This is a genomic window from Bacillus safensis FO-36b, assembly GCF_000691165.1.
GTDB classification, from domain to species: Bacteria; Bacillota; Bacilli; order Bacillales; family Bacillaceae; genus Bacillus; species Bacillus safensis.
The window spans coordinates 1-15284 of record NZ_ASJD01000010.1; the positions used below are offsets into that span (position 1 = coordinate 1).

Here is a 15284-nt window from a genome sequence, read left to right on the forward strand (position 1 = left end):
CAACCGGTACAGGAGCGACGGGAGCAACAGGAGCAACAGGAGAAATTGGCCCAACCGGAGTCACTGGCGTCACGGGAGCAACGGGGGAAATTGGTCCAACCGGAGTTACTGGCGTTACAGGAGCAACAGGAGAAATTGGTCCAACCGGAGCCACCGGTGTCACAGGTGCAACTGGGGTAACTGGTGATACGGGCGCAACAGGTGCAACAGGGATCACAGGAGCGACGGGAATCGGCTTAGCCGGCGTCACAGCGTTTGATCCAGCGGCAGCACCGACATATCCAGTAGGTCAAGTGATCACGTATGAAGGTGGAACCTATATCGTGAATACGGCACCGCCAACAGGCACACCAGATACGTCACCAGATTATACGTTATTAGCAGCCGCAGGCGCGACTGGCGTTACAGGTGCAACCGGTACAGGAGCGACGGGAGCAACAGGAGCAACAGGAGAAATTGGCCCAACCGGAGTCACTGGCGTCACGGGAGCAACGGGGGAAATTGGTCCAACCGGAGTTACTGGCGTTACAGGAGCAACAGGAGAAATTGGTCCAACCGGAGCCACCGGTGTCACAGGTGCAACTGGGGTAACTGGTGATACGGGCGCAACAGGTGCAACAGGGATCACAGGAGCGACGGGAATCGGCTTAGCCGGCGTCACAGCGTTTGATCCAGCGGCAGCAACGACATATCCAGTAGGCCAAGGGGTCACGTATGAAGGGGGAACCTATATCGTGAATACGGCACCGCCAACAGGCACACCAGATACGTCACCAGATTATACGTTATTAGCAGCCGCAGGGGTTACCGGAGCAACCGGTGCAACTGGATTAACCGGAGCTACGGGAGTTACAGGAGTGACTGGAGCGACCGGTGCAACTGGATTAACCGGAGCTACGGGAGTTACAGGAGTGACTGGAGCGACCGGTGCAACTGGATTAACCGGAGCTACGGGAGTTACAGGAGTGACTGGAGCGACCGGTGCAACTGGATTAACCGGAGCTACGGGAGTTACAGGAGTGACTGGAGCGACCGGTGCAACTGGATTAACCGGAGCTACGGGAGTTACAGGAGTGACTGGAGCGACCGGTGCAACTGGATTAACCGGAGCTACGGGAGTTACAGGAGTGACTGGAGCGACCGGTGCAACTGGATTAACCGGAGCTACGGGAGTTACAGGAGTGACTGGAGCGACCGGTGCAACTGGATTAACCGGAGCTACGGGAGTTACAGGGGTTACCGGAGCAACCGGTGCAACTGGATTAACCGGAGCTACGGGAGTTACAGGAGTGACTGGAGCGACCGGTGCAACTGGATTAACCGGAGCTACGGGAGTTACAGGCGTTACCGGAGCAACCGGAGCAACAGGAGTGACCGGTGTAACGGGTATTACAGGTTTAACTGGAGCAACGGGTGTAACCGGTGCAACAGGAGCCACCGGAGTCACAGGTACAGGAGCCACAGGAGCCACCGGTCCAACAGGAGTGACAGGATCGAGTGCGATCATTCCGTTTGCATCAGGTACACCTGCTGTCCTGACAACAATTGCAGGCGGTCTTGTTGGAACATCCAGCTTGATCGGATTTGGTAACTCAGCGACAGGTGTCAGTATTTTAGGCGGAGTAATTGATTTAACAGGCGCTGCAGGCACTTTACTCAACATGGCGTTCTCAGTTCCGAGAGCTGGGACGATCACGTCATTTGCAGGCTATTTCAGCACAACAGCAGCTCTTTCTTTAGTCGGCACGAGTATTACCGTAACGGCTAGTCTATTCGCTTCACCGACACCAAATAACAGTTTCACTCAAGTAGCGAGTGTCACATTAGCACCAGCTTTAACCGGTGTTTTAACGCTGGGTGCGATTGCAAACGGTATTGCGACTGGTCTAAATGTACCAGTCACACCGGAAACACGATTGCTTGTTGTATTCTCCGCATCAGCTACAGGTCTATCCTTAGTGAATACTGTAGCAGGCTATGCGAGTGCTGGTTTATCGATCACGTAATAGGCATACAGGGACGACTCGATTTTGAGTCGTCTTTTTTGTTTGAAAGAATTTTCTCTTAACTTAGTCAGAAAAAATGATATCATTTTCATAGAGTCTATTCGGGTGAATCTACTGAATTAGGGGTTGTAGCGGTGAGGATGGGCAAAAGGAAAGTCACTTTACAAACGAAAATTTTGGGGTTAATTATCGGGCTTTTGCTTGTTGTCATTGCGTTATTAACCATTTGTTTTGGTTTTCTGCAGACATCAGAAAGGCAGGGACAAGCTGAACAGCTGGCGGTGCAGACCGCTAGAACAATATCATATATGCCGCCCATTAAAGCATCGGTGGCTCTATCAGCGTCCCAAAATGAAGAACAGGCAGTGCTTGAGCAAATGAAGGAGCAAGTAAGAGCACATGCCATCTTCATTACCAATCGAAAAGGAAAGGTCCTTGTTCATACGAATCATGAGGACGTAGGAAAGACCATCAGTGTATCGGAAGGAAGAAGTACCCTCTTATTTGGAGGAACTTCCATATCAACTGATGATTCTAATGGTGAAACCGTTGTCAGAGGCAGTGCACCCATTATGAAAGAAACAGAAGGGCATGAAGAAATTATCGGCACAGTCACCGTCGAATTTTTAAAAAAAGAAATCGATCAAGCAACAGCTCATCAGCTATTGAAGCTTAGCTATATTGCCCTTCTTGTGCTCTTGCCGGGCATATTCGGTGCGATTTTTTTAACGAAGAGTATTCGCAAAGATACATTAGGGCTTGAGCCGCATGAAATAGCTTCGTTGTATCGAGAAAGAGAAGCGATGCTGCTCGCTATAAAAGAAGGGATCATTGCGTTTGACCAGAAAGGCGCGATTACAATGATGAATACATCCGCTGAGCACATGCTGCGCGTCTCATCAGAGCTGCCCCTTCATATTGATCAAGTCTTGCCAAATGCCAAACTTCTTCTCTATTTAAAGTCAGAGACGATTGAACCTAACATCGAAACCGTCGTCAATGATAAAACCTATGTCTTAAATGTGAAAAAAGTAATGCAGGAGAATCGAGTATTCGGAGGGATTGTGAGCTTCAGGGAGAAAACAGAGCTGACGAAGCTGCTGGATACATTAACAGAGGTCAGTCAATATTCAGAAGACCTGAGGGCACAAACGCACGAATTCTCAAATAAGCTGTACGCCATCTTAGGCCTGCTTGAGCTGAAGCAATTCGATGAAGCCATCGACTTAATTAAAGAAGAATATCATCTGCAAAACCGTCAGCACGATTTACTCATGAAGCAGATTCGTTCTCCTAAAATACAAGCCATCTTACTTGGCAAGTTAGGGAAAGCATCTGAGAAAAAAGTCCATTTCCACATTGATGAAAATAGCTCACTAGAGCCGCTCCCAGCTCATTTAAGCCTATCTCACTTTATCACCATCATTGGCAATCTCGTAGATAATGCTTTTGAAGCTGTATTAAATAAGGAGAAGCGCGAGGTAGACCTGTTCATCACAGATATTGGGTTTGATATTATCATAGAAGTGTCAGATTCAGGTGATGGAGTGAATGAAGAGGAGCTGTCACAGATTTTCACAAGAGGCCATTCGTCAAAGGGAGAAGGACGAGGCTATGGGCTTGCAAATGTGAAAGAAGTGTTGGACGAGCTTGGGGGCTGGATTGAAGTTGCGAACCAAAAAGAAGGCGGTGCCATCTTCACTGTATACATACCGAAAGGCACAAAGGGGGAATAGATGGTGATTAAGGTACTCATTGCGGAGGATGATTTTCGAATCGCTGCCATTCATGAATCTTATATACAAAAGATAGAAGGATTTAAGGTCGCTGGAAAGGCAAAGAGTGCAAAGGATATGTGGGAGGCGCTCCAGAGGGAACAAGTGGATCTCATCTTGCTTGATGTCTATATGCCTGATGAGCTCGGCACAAACCTGCTGCCGCTTTTAAGAGAACGCTATCCTGAAGTAGATGTGATCATTATCACGGCTGCAACGGAAACGACGCTTTTAAGAGATGCGCTTCATTACGGAGTGGTTCATTATTTAATCAAACCGGTGACCGCACAAAAGTTTGCACAAGTTTTAACTGAATATAAAGAGAAGAAAGACATCATCAATTCAAAGGATGAAGTCAATCAAACGATGATCGATCTGTTTTTTGGGCAGATGCAGGAAGAGCCAAAACAAAGGGATGACAGAGATCTTCCTACAGGCATCAATTCACTGACCTTGGATAAAGTGAAAACATTGATGGCATCAGAGAATAGCGGAATTACAGCAGAAGAACTCGGGGAAAAGATGGGCGCATCACGTACAACGGCGAGACGGTACGTAGAGTATCTCGTGACAACAGGGGAATGCCGGGCAGAGCTTGCATACGGAATCATTGGCAGACCTGAACGTAAATATTACCCTGCCAAACAAGCGGAGTCATAAAAGATGAAAAAAGGAATACTTTTTGTGATCGTGCTCTGCCTTTGTATGACGCTCACCTTTAATGAAAAAAAGGCCGGTGATTCTTTCCTGCAGCAAAGCTCCTTATATATTGTGGTGTCGGGTGTACCAGAGGGGGGATTTGACCAAACGGCTCAGGTGATGAAATCAGTGCTTGAACAAGAGAAGCTGGTGAACCGGCCTGTGAACATTCTTTATCAAAGAGGCGGAACGGTGGATAAAGGATGGACATACATGATGGAGCGAGAAGCCAACTATATCAGTTTAAATTCAAGCTTATTGTTAAGCCGTAATTTGCTTGGCAGCAGTAACGTGACGATGAATGATGTGACACCGCTGGCAATCCTTGCAGAAGAGTGGCAGGTCGTCGCAGTCCCAGTGGATTCTCCTTTTTCAAATGGGAAGGAGCTGTTACACGCACTTAAGAAAAAACCAGATTCCTTAAAAATTGGATTTGCCCCTGATTTTGGAAATGATGATCAAATCTCATTCGCCCGGGCAGCAGAAATGGCAGGAATTGATCCATATCGCATTCAATTTTTGAAATTTGACAGTGCAGATGATTTATTTCAGGCGCTCATCGACCATGAGGTGGATGCAGCAACGACTACCATTACAGAGGTTCGTCATGATTATGAAAAAAAGAGGCTGAAGCTCGTAGCGACGACAACCAGCCAGCGCTTAGATGGATTTGAAGATGTGCCGACATGGAAAGAGCAGGGCATTCCGCTCATCTTTTCCCATTGGCGCGGTGTGATGGGCCCAAAACAAATGAGTCAGCATGAGGTTCGTGAATGGGATCAGCTTCTTCAAAAAATGACGAAAACGAAGTCCTGGAAAAAGCGATTAAAGCAAAAGGGCTGGACAAGTCGTTATATGAACAGCAAAGAGGCAAAGGTCTTTATGGAAGATCAATTAAGGCAATATGAGCAATTGATACAAGGAGAACAAGCGATCGAGTGAGACCGCTTCCAGCGTGTAGACAAACCCTTGCATTCGGTGCCGGTTCTGTGTGCTGGTGCTCACGAATCTCATATTCGCTCCGCTCCAGTACTCATCCTTCCTAGACTGCAAAGGTTTTCTATCACACTGAAAAGAAGACAAAGGGCTTAAATAAACCCTTTGTTTTTTTCATGGAATTAAAAAGCCCAATGTTTGAACAAAATGAACAAAAAGCATTTATCGACCGAAAAAGAATTAAAATTCATAATATTTACTTCAATTCTCACCTCAGATATGATGACAAAAAGGGTTGGAAATGGGATACCAACACATTAATGAAAGCGTATACAACATAAGGGGTGAACAATATGTTAGCAATCTTAGGATTTCTTATGATGATTGTATTTATGGTTTTGATTATGACGAAACGTATGTCTGTTTTAACGGCATTGGTGTTAACACCAATTGCATTTGCTCTTATTGCAGGTTTTCATTTTACTGAAATTTCAGACATGATTGTTAAAGGTGTGCAGCAAGTCGCACCAACAGCAGTCATGATCATGTTTGCGATTTTGTACTTTGGCATTATGATTGATGCGGGTTTATTTGACCCAATGGTGGCGAAAATTTTAAAAATCGTTAAAGGCGATCCATTAAAAATCGTTGTCGGAACAGCTGTCTTGACGATGCTTGTTGCACTTGATGGTGATGGAACGACAACGTATATGATTACAACAACAGCGATGCTTCCACTATTTACGCTGCTTGGCATCCGTCCAATTATTTTAGCGGGTATTGCCGGGGTCGGCATGGGAATTATGAATACAATTCCATGGGGAGGAGCTACACCTAGAGCGGCGAGTGCACTTGGCGTCGATCCTTCACTTTTATTTGGACCAATGATTCCAGTCATTGGTGCAGGGGTTCTCAGTATGATTATTGTTGCTTATTTTCTTGGAAAAGCCGAAAGAAAACGCCTTGGTGTGATTGAACTTGACCAGCCGATTCATGCAAATGAAATGGCAGCGGCACTGCAAGATGACATCAAACGGCCGAAGCTTTGGTGGTTTAACCTGGCGCTGACTTTGTTATTGGTGCTGCTGCTTGTATCAGGTAAAGTCAGCTTAACTGTTCTATTTGTTCTTGCTTTCTGTGTGGCGATTATCGTGAACTATCCGAACTTGGACCAGCAGCGTGAGCGAATTGCGGCTCACTCAACAAACGTTTTAGCCATTGCTTCGATGATTTTTGCGGCAGGTGTTTTTACAGGTATTCTAACTGGAACGAAAATGGTCGATGAAATGGCGATTTCGATTGTATCTGCAATTCCAGAGCAGCTGGGCGGCTTTATTCCAGTCATTGTCGCATTAACAAGCGGGATCTTTACTTTCTTTATGCCGAATGATGCATACTTTTACGGCGTACTGCCGATCCTATCAGAAACAGCGGCAGCATATGGTGTCGATAAAATTGAGATTGCCAGAGCCTCTATTATTGGTCAGCCGATTCATATGTTAAGTCCACTTGTTCCATCGACTCATTTACTTGTTGGACTTGTTGGCGTATCACTGGATCAGCATCAGAAATTTGGGATGAAATGGGCTGTGCTGGCAGTCGTCGCTATGACCGTCATGGCGGTTCTCATTGGGGCCATTTCCATCTGGTAAATAAAAAAGTGTCTGCTGCGGGCAGGCACTTTTTTTAGGTCATATTGCCGACCAGGCTCCATTCATTTGCCCTAGACAAAGACAAGCCTGTTCCTCCAAAAGATTTATTTTTGAAAAATACTGACACTTTTGCTGTTTTTTTCTTTATAATGCAAATCAACGAAGGGAGAGGATAGCATGTCCAAACGAAAAGGCACGATTCTTTTTGCTGCTGCATGCCTCTTAGCAGGCAGTTTGTCGATGGTGAGCCCAGCTTCAGCTCATGCAGAAACCCCTTATTATGGAAAGAGTTATGAACAGCCGGCTTCAGTGAAAAAGCTATACCCTGAGCCTGACGAGACGTTTGATACCCCTGCCTTTCAGAAAAAAGGAGAAGCATTTACGACCCAAGAAGAGCTACAAACTTTCTTACGAGACATTGTCCGCAAAAGTCCTTACGCCACGCAGAGAAAGATTGGAACATCCATTGAAGGCAGATCCATTCCGGCTCTGTACTTTACAAAGGATCGCTCCATCACGCCACTTTCAAAAAAGCCAACCATCTGGCTCCAAGCACAAATACACGGAAATGAACCAGCCTCCGGTGAATCTGCTCTCGTCATTGCAAAACGATTAGCAGGTGAAGAAGGAGAGCGTATACTCAATCATGTCAATATCATCATTGTCCCAAGAATAAATCCTGATGGTTCTTATGCGTTTGACCGCAGACTGGCAAACGGATTAGACGGAAACCGTGATCATATGACATTAGAATCTCCAGAACTGACAGCCCTGCATCAAGAATTTAATCGGTATGCGCCAGAAGTGGTCATTGATGCCCATGAATACGATGTGGGTCAAAAGCAGTTTGAAAATATCGGTTCATCAGGCGCTCTCAAATATCATGATTTGCTTATTCTTTCAGGGAAGAATCTAAATATTCCAGAAAGCATCCGGCTGACATCAAATGAGTTGTATGTAAACGGAGTTCGTGAAGCGCTGACAAATAAAGGGTTTTCTAACGATTTGTATTATACAAACACAAGAGGAAAGGATGGAAAGATCGACATCTATGAAGGTGGAACGGATGCGCGAATTGGTCGTAATGCCCTTGCACTTTCGCCAGCCCTGTCATTTCTTGTAGAAAGCAGAGGGATTGGGATTGGAAGAGAGGATTTTGCCCGCCGCGTCGCTGCACAAGTAGCTACTCATGAAAAAACCATTGAAACTACAGTGAAACATGCCAAACAGGTGAAGCAGCAAATGGTGACGGAGCGGCTGAAGCTGGTCAAAAAAGGACTGCAGTCAAATGATGATGATCAGGTGGTCATTCAAGATGATTTCAAAGCATCTGTCAATGACTCGCTGGAAATGGTTGATATTGAGAAGGGACAAACGACTCAAGTTCCTGTACGCTTTCACAGTGCGAGCGATGCTGTTCCCGTCTTAACAAGAGAACGGCCGACAGCTTATCTCATTCTTCCGGGGCATGAAGGAGTAGAAAGGAAACTCAGAACATTAGGATTAAAAAGTGTCACATTGCCGGCTGGCATGAAAGTGCCGGTACAAGCCTATCAGGTGACAAAGCGAGAGGAAAAGAGCAAAACAGATATTCAGCTTGAAACAAAACTCGTTGACAAGAAACGCCAGCTGCCAAAAGGAACAAAGGTATATGTCACGGCACAGCCGCAAACCAATTTGCTCTCACTTGCCCTTGAACCAGAATCAAAGGACAGCTATATGTCATCAGGGTTTATTGCTTCAAAAGCAGGTGATGAACTGCCAGTCTATCGTTTCATGCTTCCAAAAAAGACGTTAGGCATTCAATAAAAAGGACTAAAATGATAGCCCTTTATCAAATGTAAAAGCGGCACTAGGCGTGCCGCTTTTTTTATTTTCGTCCAGCTCTTATTTCATCTGTCATGCCTTCATATGGTGCTTCTGCGATAATGGTTTCGTCATTCACACCTGCATGATGGATATACGTAATGTCCGCAAATTCTGGGACAACATATTTTGGATAGGTTTCGTATTTTTCACGAGATTCTTTCATGAGATCGATGTAGTCATTTTGATAGCAGACGGTGATGTCTGGACGTTCATGCACCCATTTTGGGAAGAAGATGACGCCATGCATGCGTTTTTCTTCAGGCATAAAGTTCAGAGAGACGTCTGTACCAGTTGGTTCTGTCCAAGAGACTTTGTATACGCCTTTTGTCAGCTTCACAATATTGACTTCTTGATCACGGACCCAGCGACCTCCAACCATTCCGCTATGAATGCGGTAATCAATGGTGTGATCGTTTTTAATGTAAATCTCATATTCCCAGCCATTTTCATACGTATAAATCATATGAAGTCCAACGAATTGATCCATGTTTATTCCTTCTTTCATTAGAATGATGTTTTTTCAAACATGTTGTGATTTACATATTTATTTTAAAGTCTATGGTATACTATTGTCAAAGAATAAGCGTTGGAGGCACATCATGAGAGTACTAAAATATGCCATTCTTGGCTTGCTGGATCAGCATGAGCTGACGGGATACGATATCACAAAACATTTTAAGGATTCCCTTGGACAGTTTTGGAGTGCGAAGCACAGTCAGATTTACCCTGAGCTGAAGCGTCTTACAGAGGAAGGATTTATTGAATTTGATATTCACATACAAGGAAAAAAGCTGGAGAAGAAGGTCTATCAAATCACAGCGGCAGGAAAAGAAGAATTGCGTCAGTGGTTAAAAACAAAAGATCCGATTCCGGAAACAACAAAGGATGAATTCATGCTCAAAACCTTTTTCATCTCCTCCATGGACAAAAAAGAAGCGGCTGACCTGTTTGCCTATCAACTGTTAGAGCGCACCAAGAAAGTAGATGTGCTGGAACAAAAGCTGCACGCTTTGACAGAGGAAGACCCTTCTGCTGAATCGCTGCATTCAGCTCAATTTGGGCATTACTTAGTGCTGACAAGGGCAATTGAAAGAGAAAAAGGCTATGTCCGCTGGCTCCAAAAGACCCTTAAACGTATTGATTCATCTATGGTCTAAGGACAATGGTCGGATGATATGATAAAAAATGGTTTGAAACGAGTGAATTTATCAATAGAAACCGCTACAATGGATATATTCGTATTAAAGTGAGGCGAGTATGTTTGAGTAATCAAGAAGCGTTGTGGATTGAAGCAGAAGCTTTTATTTCTGTATGCTATGAAGAATTAAACAAGTCAAATGAAGAGAAAGCAGCACGTCTGCATGAAATAAAAAAAGAAATTGAAACTGAAGGAATTTATACGCATACACTAGAGGAATTAGCTTACGGGGCGAAAATGGCATGGCGCAACAGTAACCGCTGCATTGGCCGTTTGTTTTGGTCGACCCTGCAAGTGCATGACTGCCGGCATGTAAAGACAGAGGATGAGGTGAAGGAGGCGCTCTTTCATCATATTGAGTATGCGACAAATGGCGGGAAAATCAAACCGTCCATTACGGTCTTTCCCCCAGAGAAGAACAGGCAGAAGGAAGTCGTCATTTATAATCATCAGCTCGTTCGTTATGCAGGCTATGAAACTGAATATGGCATCATCGGCGACGAGGCATCTCTTGAATTAACAAAATTATGTGAAGAACATGGCTGGAAAGGGGAGGGCACACATTTTGATATTCTGCCTCTCATGTTTCAGCTAAAAGATCAGCCGCCTGTTCTGTATGAGCTTCCGAAAGAAATCGTCCAAGAGGTAGAGATCACCCATCCTGAATACGATGAATTCCGTGATTTAGGACTGAAATGGTATGCGGTTCCGATTATTGCTGATATGAAATTAGAGATTGGCGGTATTCATTACAATGCTGCACCGTTTAATGGCTGGTATATGGGCACAGAAATTGGCGCACGCAACCTAGCGGATGAAAACCGCTACAATATGCTGAAAAAAATCGCTTCTCTTTTAGGACTGGACACAACCAAGAATTCGTCCCTTTGGAAGGATAAAGCCATTGTCGAATTGAACGTGGCGGTTCTCCATTCTTATCGCAAAGCAGGGGTGACCATTGTTGATCATCACACAGCAGCACATCAATTCAAGCAGTTTGAAAAGCAGGAAGAAAAGGCTGACCGCAAGCTGACTGGGGACTGGACATGGCTGATTCCCCCAGTATCACCAGCTGCTACCCACATATTCCACAAGAATTACGACAATACCATTGTGAAACCAAACTATTTTTATCAGGACAAGCCCTATCACGGGACAGAAAAAGCCTAGCGAAAGCTAGGTTTTTTTATTATCTTATTCGAAAATCCTGATAATGAGCCAGCTCAGTGAGCGGCTCCATTTGCATGTCGGTGACTTTTGAAAAAGGACTTCCTTTCCGGACAGTCTCTAAGAAATCAATCACTTTCTGCTGCTCACCCTCTACCTTTAACTCGACATGACCTTCATCTGTGTTGCGTACCCAGCCTTTCATTCCACGATTGACAGCTTCTCCCTGAACAAAATAACGAAAGCCGACTCCTTGCACACGTCCTTTTACAATGGCGTGATAATGAATCATGATCATCACTCCTTTTTTCACATCGTACCATAGCCTGCATCTGATCTTCACGCCTCGACTATGATTTGATTGTCAAACGATGTAAAATAAAAGCCAGTAGACAACCAAAGGAGATGGCCATCGTGGGACAAAAGAGATACGACATAGAAGGAATCCAAGTGGGACAACCTATCATTACCTATGCGAATGGAAAAGAAATCAAAACAGCCATCAACAAAAGGCGCATTCATGAGCCTGTGTATTTAAGTCAGGTCAATTTTGAAGGAGATGGTCAGGGGGATTTGGTTCATCATGGGGGTTATGATAAAGCCGTCTGCGTCTTTCCGTATGATCATTATGCTCACTTTGAACAATTTTTAGGGGTTCCATTACAGGAAGCTGCCTTTGGCGAGAATGTAACAGTACGCCAGCTAGTCGAAACGAATGTGCATATTGGCGATGTGTTTCAGCTTGGAGATGCATTTGTTGAGGTGAGCCAGCCAAGACAGCCTTGTGTGAAATTATCTCTTAAGCATGGCAACATGAAGCTTGTAAAGGAAGTGCAAAAAACAGGGTATACAGGCTTTTATTTACGTGTATTGAAAGAAGGCATGGTGCCGCCTGATGCATCGCTAGTACTAGTAGAAAAAGCGTCCCATCACATTACGGTCCATGAGGTCAATGAAGTGAAATATCGTCAAACAAGTCCAGAGAGACTGAAAGCCGTTCTTGAAGTAGATGCCTTAGCAGATGTGGTCAGGAAGTCTTTAGAAAAACGAATTCAGCACATTTAAAAAAAGCCGTACATCAGCTTAAGATGTGCGGCTTTTCTAAGCTTATGAGCTGCGTTTCTTTTGCTCAAGAAGATTTGCAAGGAAATATGTTTTTAAGCTTTGAAGCTTTCTTCCTTCATGCTTGGTCACACCAAGCTTCTTTAATTCTTCGACATACCAGCCTTTGCTACCATAATGCATGATAGAAAACTCCTTTCAATTGAAACTGCCTGCATTGTAACATCTCAAAAAAGGAGGTGAAAAGCGTGCAGGTGTCAAGAAATGAAAACTGATTCTATCTGCCTATGATCCATGTATATGCTGGAAATATTGATTTATGAATTTGGCGGGTTGAGGGTAACGAGGATCATGCCGACCGTCATAATCATGATGATAACACCAAGATAGGTCATCATGGATTGTTTTTTCTTAATCCCTACAACCGTTAAGATAATACTTTCGATGAAAAAGATAACACCTATGATGATGAACCACATATCAAATAAGACCCCTTTCGCATATCTTTGCCTATTTTACCACAGGCTTTTTTGTTTAGTCGTGACAGATTCGTGAAACGGGCATGAAAAAATCCCCTCCAGTGAAGGAGGGGACCCGCTTGGCTTACAGCTTTGTTAAAATAATCGGTTCGTCTTTAGTAATCACAATCGTATGTTCAATCTGTGCCACTAGACTTTTATCTGGTGTTTTAAATGTCCAGCCATCATCAGCCTGATAAATCGATTCAGCATTTGTTGAAATGAAAGGTTCAAAGGCAATGACTGTGCCATTTTTAAACAAAGCATTATCGAATGGATCATAGTAGTTCAAAATATGGTTGGGTGCTTCATGCAGATTCTTCCCAATGCCGTGTCCTGTCAGGTTTTTAATGACAGTAAATCCTTGTTCTTTCGCTGTATTGTAGACCGCGCGGCCAATTTGGTTTTGTCTTTTACCGGCTTTTGCATGCTTTAATCCTTCAAGGAACGCATCCTCCGCACACTTACATAATGCTTCAAGACGAGCATCACCTGTTCCTAAAACGAATGAAATACCTGTATCGGAATAATATCCGTCAAGCTCTGCTGAGATATCAATGTTCACGAGGTCTCCCTCTTGTAAAATGGTTTTTTCACTAGGGATACCGTGTGCAACTTCATCGTTTACGCTGATACAAGTGGTACCAGGAAAGTCATATTCCTTTTCAGGTGCTGAATTGGCACCGTGCTCTTCTAATATTTTTTTCCCAATCAAATCTAATTCTTTTGTAGACATGCCTGGTTTCGCTTGGCTTTTCATTTCTTCTCTTGCCAAAGCGACAATTCGGCCGACTTTTTTTAAGGCTTCTAACTCATGATCATGTTTGACAATCACTGTTCATTCCCGCTTTCTATATCTTCATTCTATTCAATAGCTTACCACATTTTACGCAAAAAGAGTAAAGAGCGGAATTCAAATGGATGTGGACAAATTGGTATAGATAACTAGACGTGCATATGATATATTTTTTATGAACATCATGAATGATTTTGGTCATGATGATGACAAAGGGGGGAAATCAGATGGTGTTTCAGTTTTTTCAAAAGCTAGGAAAATCATTTATGCTTCCAATCGCTGTACTTCCAGCAGCAGGGATTATTTTGGCCATTGGGCGGGAGGATGTATTCAATATCCCGTTTATTCATGCGGCAGGGAATGCAATTTTTGCGAACTTGGCTTTAATTTTTGCAATGGGTGTAGCGATTGGTATTTCAAAGGATGGGAACGGGGCAGCGGCATTATCAGGAGCGATCTCTTATTTTATTTTGTCAGCCGGTACAACGTCGATCAACTCAACCAACAATATGGGGGTATTGGGCGGTATTTTATGCGGGCTTTTGGCAGGTTATGTTTACAATAAATTTAAGGATACGAAACTGCCGGAATACTTAGGTTTCTTTAGCGGAAGGCGGCTTGTGCCTATTATGACGGCACTTTTCACCATTCTATTAGCAGCCGTTTTCGGATATGTATGGCCGCCGATTCAAAGTGTAATCAATGATTTAGGAGAATGGATTTTAAGTCTTGGTGCAACAGGTGCAGGGCTGTTTGGTTTCTTTAACCGATTGCTCATTCCATTAGGACTTCACCATGTCTTGAATAACTTATTTTGGTTTCAATTCGGGGAATTCAGCGGGGCAACAGGGGATTTAGCGCGATTCTTTAAAGGAGATCCAAGCGCGGGTGTCTTTATGACCGGATTCTTCCCAGTGATGATGTTTGGTCTGCCAGCGGCATGTCTAGCCATGGTTGTAACTGCAAAACCTGAGAAGCGAAAAGCAACAGCTGGTCTGATGATTGGGATGGCACTTACATCATTTATAACAGGGATCACTGAACCAATTGAATTTTCTTTTATGTTTTTATCTCCACTTTTATATGGTGTCCATGCTATTTTGACGGGGCTTTCGCTTTTTATTGTAAACACTCTTGGGATTCATAGCGGCTTTGCCTTTTCAGCAGGTGCGATTGATTACGTCTTAAGCTTCGGAATTGCGCAAAAACCGATCTTGCTTCTTGTAGTAGGAATCATTTATGGCGTCGTGTACTTTGTCGTTTTCTATTTCCTCATTAAACTATTAAAGCTGAAAACACCAGGCAGGGAAGATGATGACATGGAAGATATCGCAGCGGATGATACGGTGACGGCAGGAGGAGCGAGTATGCTCGTAGAGGGACTTGGCGGCAAAGACAATATCACCACGATTGATCATTGTGCCACACGTCTTCGCTTAACAGTAGAGGATACAAATTTATTAAATGAAGGTACATTGAAAAAAGCAGGTGCCAAAGGGGTCCTGACTTCTGGAAAAACAACCGTACAAATCATCATTGGAACGAATGTAGAATTTGTCGCAGATGATCTCCGTAAGGAAGTCGATCGAGATTAAAAAAAACGTTC

General features: G+C 44.0%; 15 protein-coding genes. 10 read left to right on the top strand and 5 right to left on the bottom strand.

The genetic code is table 11. The annotated features are described in order from the left end of the window. The 6 genes from BA81_RS19015 to BA81_RS16050 form a co-directional block, all read left to right on the top strand. Positions 1-2006, top strand: a 2006-nt coding sequence (locus BA81_RS19015) for an exosporium glycoprotein BclB-related protein (RefSeq protein ID WP_051627370.1), incomplete at its 5' end; no start/stop codon positions are given. Between the two features lie 140 nt (positions 2007-2146). Further along, positions 2147-3742, top strand: a complete 1596-nt coding sequence (locus tag BA81_RS16030; protein WP_034283664.1) for a sensor histidine kinase — start codon at positions 2147-2149, stop codon at positions 3740-3742. Positions 3743-3745: 3 nt separating this feature from the next. Next, positions 3746-4441, top strand: coding sequence for a response regulator (locus tag BA81_RS16035; RefSeq protein WP_024424602.1), 696 nt, complete (start codon positions 3746-3748; stop codon positions 4439-4441). A gap of 3 nt (positions 4442-4444) precedes the next feature. Next, positions 4445-5422 (top strand): tripartite tricarboxylate transporter substrate-binding protein, encoded by a 978-nt coding sequence (locus tag BA81_RS16040; RefSeq protein ID WP_034283665.1) that lies wholly within the window; start codon positions 4445-4447, stop codon positions 5420-5422. Between the two features lie 347 nt (positions 5423-5769). Further along, positions 5770-7068, top strand: coding sequence for an Mg(2+)/citrate complex secondary transporter CitM (gene citM, locus BA81_RS16045; protein WP_034283666.1), 1299 nt, complete (start codon positions 5770-5772; stop codon positions 7066-7068). Between the two features lie 177 nt (positions 7069-7245). Next, the gene (locus tag BA81_RS16050; RefSeq protein ID WP_034283667.1) at positions 7246-8877 is read left to right on the top strand and encodes a M14 family metallopeptidase; all 1632 of its coding nucleotides are present in this window, start codon (positions 7246-7248) and stop codon (positions 8875-8877) included. Between the two features lie 61 nt (positions 8878-8938). Here BA81_RS16050 and BA81_RS16055 read toward each other — a convergent pair whose 3' ends face one another. Continuing rightward, entirely contained in the window at positions 8939-9424 is a 486-nt protein-coding gene (locus tag BA81_RS16055; RefSeq protein ID WP_008341777.1) for a phenolic acid decarboxylase, read from the bottom strand. Positions 9425-9536: 112 nt separating this feature from the next. Here BA81_RS16055 and BA81_RS16060 point away from each other — a divergent pair, with 112 nt between their 5' ends. Both BA81_RS16060 and BA81_RS16065 read left to right on the top strand, forming a co-directional pair. Further along, positions 9537-10094 carry a PadR family transcriptional regulator gene (locus tag BA81_RS16060; protein ID WP_034283668.1) on the top strand — a complete coding sequence of 186 codons (558 nt, stop codon included), beginning with the start codon at positions 9537-9539 and terminating at the stop codon, positions 10092-10094. 104 nt (positions 10095-10198) lie between these two features. Then, entirely contained in the window at positions 10199-11305 is a 1107-nt protein-coding gene (locus BA81_RS16065) for a nitric oxide synthase oxygenase (RefSeq protein ID WP_034283669.1), read from the top strand. A gap of 19 nt (positions 11306-11324) precedes the next feature. Here the strand turns inward: BA81_RS16065 and BA81_RS16070 are convergent, their stop codons facing one another. Continuing rightward, positions 11325-11594: an acylphosphatase gene (locus tag BA81_RS16070; RefSeq protein ID WP_034283670.1), complete on the bottom strand. Its 270-nt coding sequence runs from the start codon at positions 11592-11594 to the stop codon at positions 11325-11327. 122 nt (positions 11595-11716) lie between these two features. On the opposite strand from BA81_RS16070, the gene BA81_RS16075 reads away from it, so the two are divergent. Further along, the gene (locus BA81_RS16075; protein ID WP_034283671.1) at positions 11717-12367 is read left to right on the top strand and encodes an MOSC domain-containing protein; all 651 of its coding nucleotides are present in this window, start codon (positions 11717-11719) and stop codon (positions 12365-12367) included. A gap of 42 nt (positions 12368-12409) precedes the next feature. Here the strand turns inward: BA81_RS16075 and BA81_RS19430 are convergent, their stop codons facing one another. The 3 genes from BA81_RS19430 to map form a co-directional block, all read right to left on the bottom strand. Then, complete coding sequence (locus tag BA81_RS19430) at positions 12410-12547, bottom strand: YflJ family protein (RefSeq protein ID WP_064497716.1); 138 nt, start codon at positions 12545-12547, stop codon at positions 12410-12412. A gap of 134 nt (positions 12548-12681) precedes the next feature. Then, complete coding sequence (locus BA81_RS19820) at positions 12682-12843, bottom strand: hypothetical protein (RefSeq protein ID WP_087976421.1); 162 nt, start codon at positions 12841-12843, stop codon at positions 12682-12684. A 124-nt stretch (positions 12844-12967) separates the two neighbouring features. Then, the gene (gene map, locus BA81_RS16080; protein WP_024424611.1) at positions 12968-13717 is read right to left on the bottom strand and encodes a type I methionyl aminopeptidase; all 750 of its coding nucleotides are present in this window, start codon (positions 13715-13717) and stop codon (positions 12968-12970) included. 188 nt (positions 13718-13905) lie between these two features. Here map and nagE point away from each other — a divergent pair, with 188 nt between their 5' ends. After that, positions 13906-15273, top strand: a complete 1368-nt coding sequence (nagE, locus tag BA81_RS16085) for an N-acetylglucosamine-specific PTS transporter subunit IIBC (RefSeq protein ID WP_034283672.1) — start codon at positions 13906-13908, stop codon at positions 15271-15273. The last annotated feature ends 11 nt before the right edge of the window (positions 15274-15284 follow it).

Bases quoted from the DNA above. Each gene is read 5' to 3' on its own strand.
- BA81_RS16040 (WP_034283665.1), top strand. From the start codon at position 4,445: ATGAAAAAAGGAATACTTTTTGTGATCGTGCTCTGCCTTTGTATGACG.
- nagE (WP_034283672.1), top strand. From the start codon at position 13,906: ATGGTGTTTCAGTTTTTTCAAAAGCTAGGAAAATCATTTATGCTTCCA.
- BA81_RS19430 (WP_064497716.1), bottom strand. From the start codon at position 12,547: ATGCATTATGGTAGCAAAGGCTGGTATGTCGAAGAATTAAAGAAGCTT.
- BA81_RS16070 (WP_034283670.1), bottom strand. From the start codon at position 11,594: ATGATTCATTATCACGCCATTGTAAAAGGACGTGTGCAAGGAGTCGGC.
- BA81_RS19820 (WP_087976421.1), bottom strand. From the start codon at position 12,843: ATGTGGTTCATCATCATAGGTGTTATCTTTTTCATCGAAAGTATTATC.
- citM (WP_034283666.1), top strand. From the start codon at position 5,770: ATGTTAGCAATCTTAGGATTTCTTATGATGATTGTATTTATGGTTTTG.
- BA81_RS16060 (WP_034283668.1), top strand. From the start codon at position 9,537: ATGAGAGTACTAAAATATGCCATTCTTGGCTTGCTGGATCAGCATGAG.
- BA81_RS16030 (WP_034283664.1), top strand. From the start codon at position 2,147: ATGGGCAAAAGGAAAGTCACTTTACAAACGAAAATTTTGGGGTTAATT.
- BA81_RS16055 (WP_008341777.1), bottom strand. From the start codon at position 9,424: ATGGATCAATTCGTTGGACTTCATATGATTTATACGTATGAAAATGGC.
- BA81_RS16050 (WP_034283667.1), top strand. From the start codon at position 7,246: ATGTCCAAACGAAAAGGCACGATTCTTTTTGCTGCTGCATGCCTCTTA.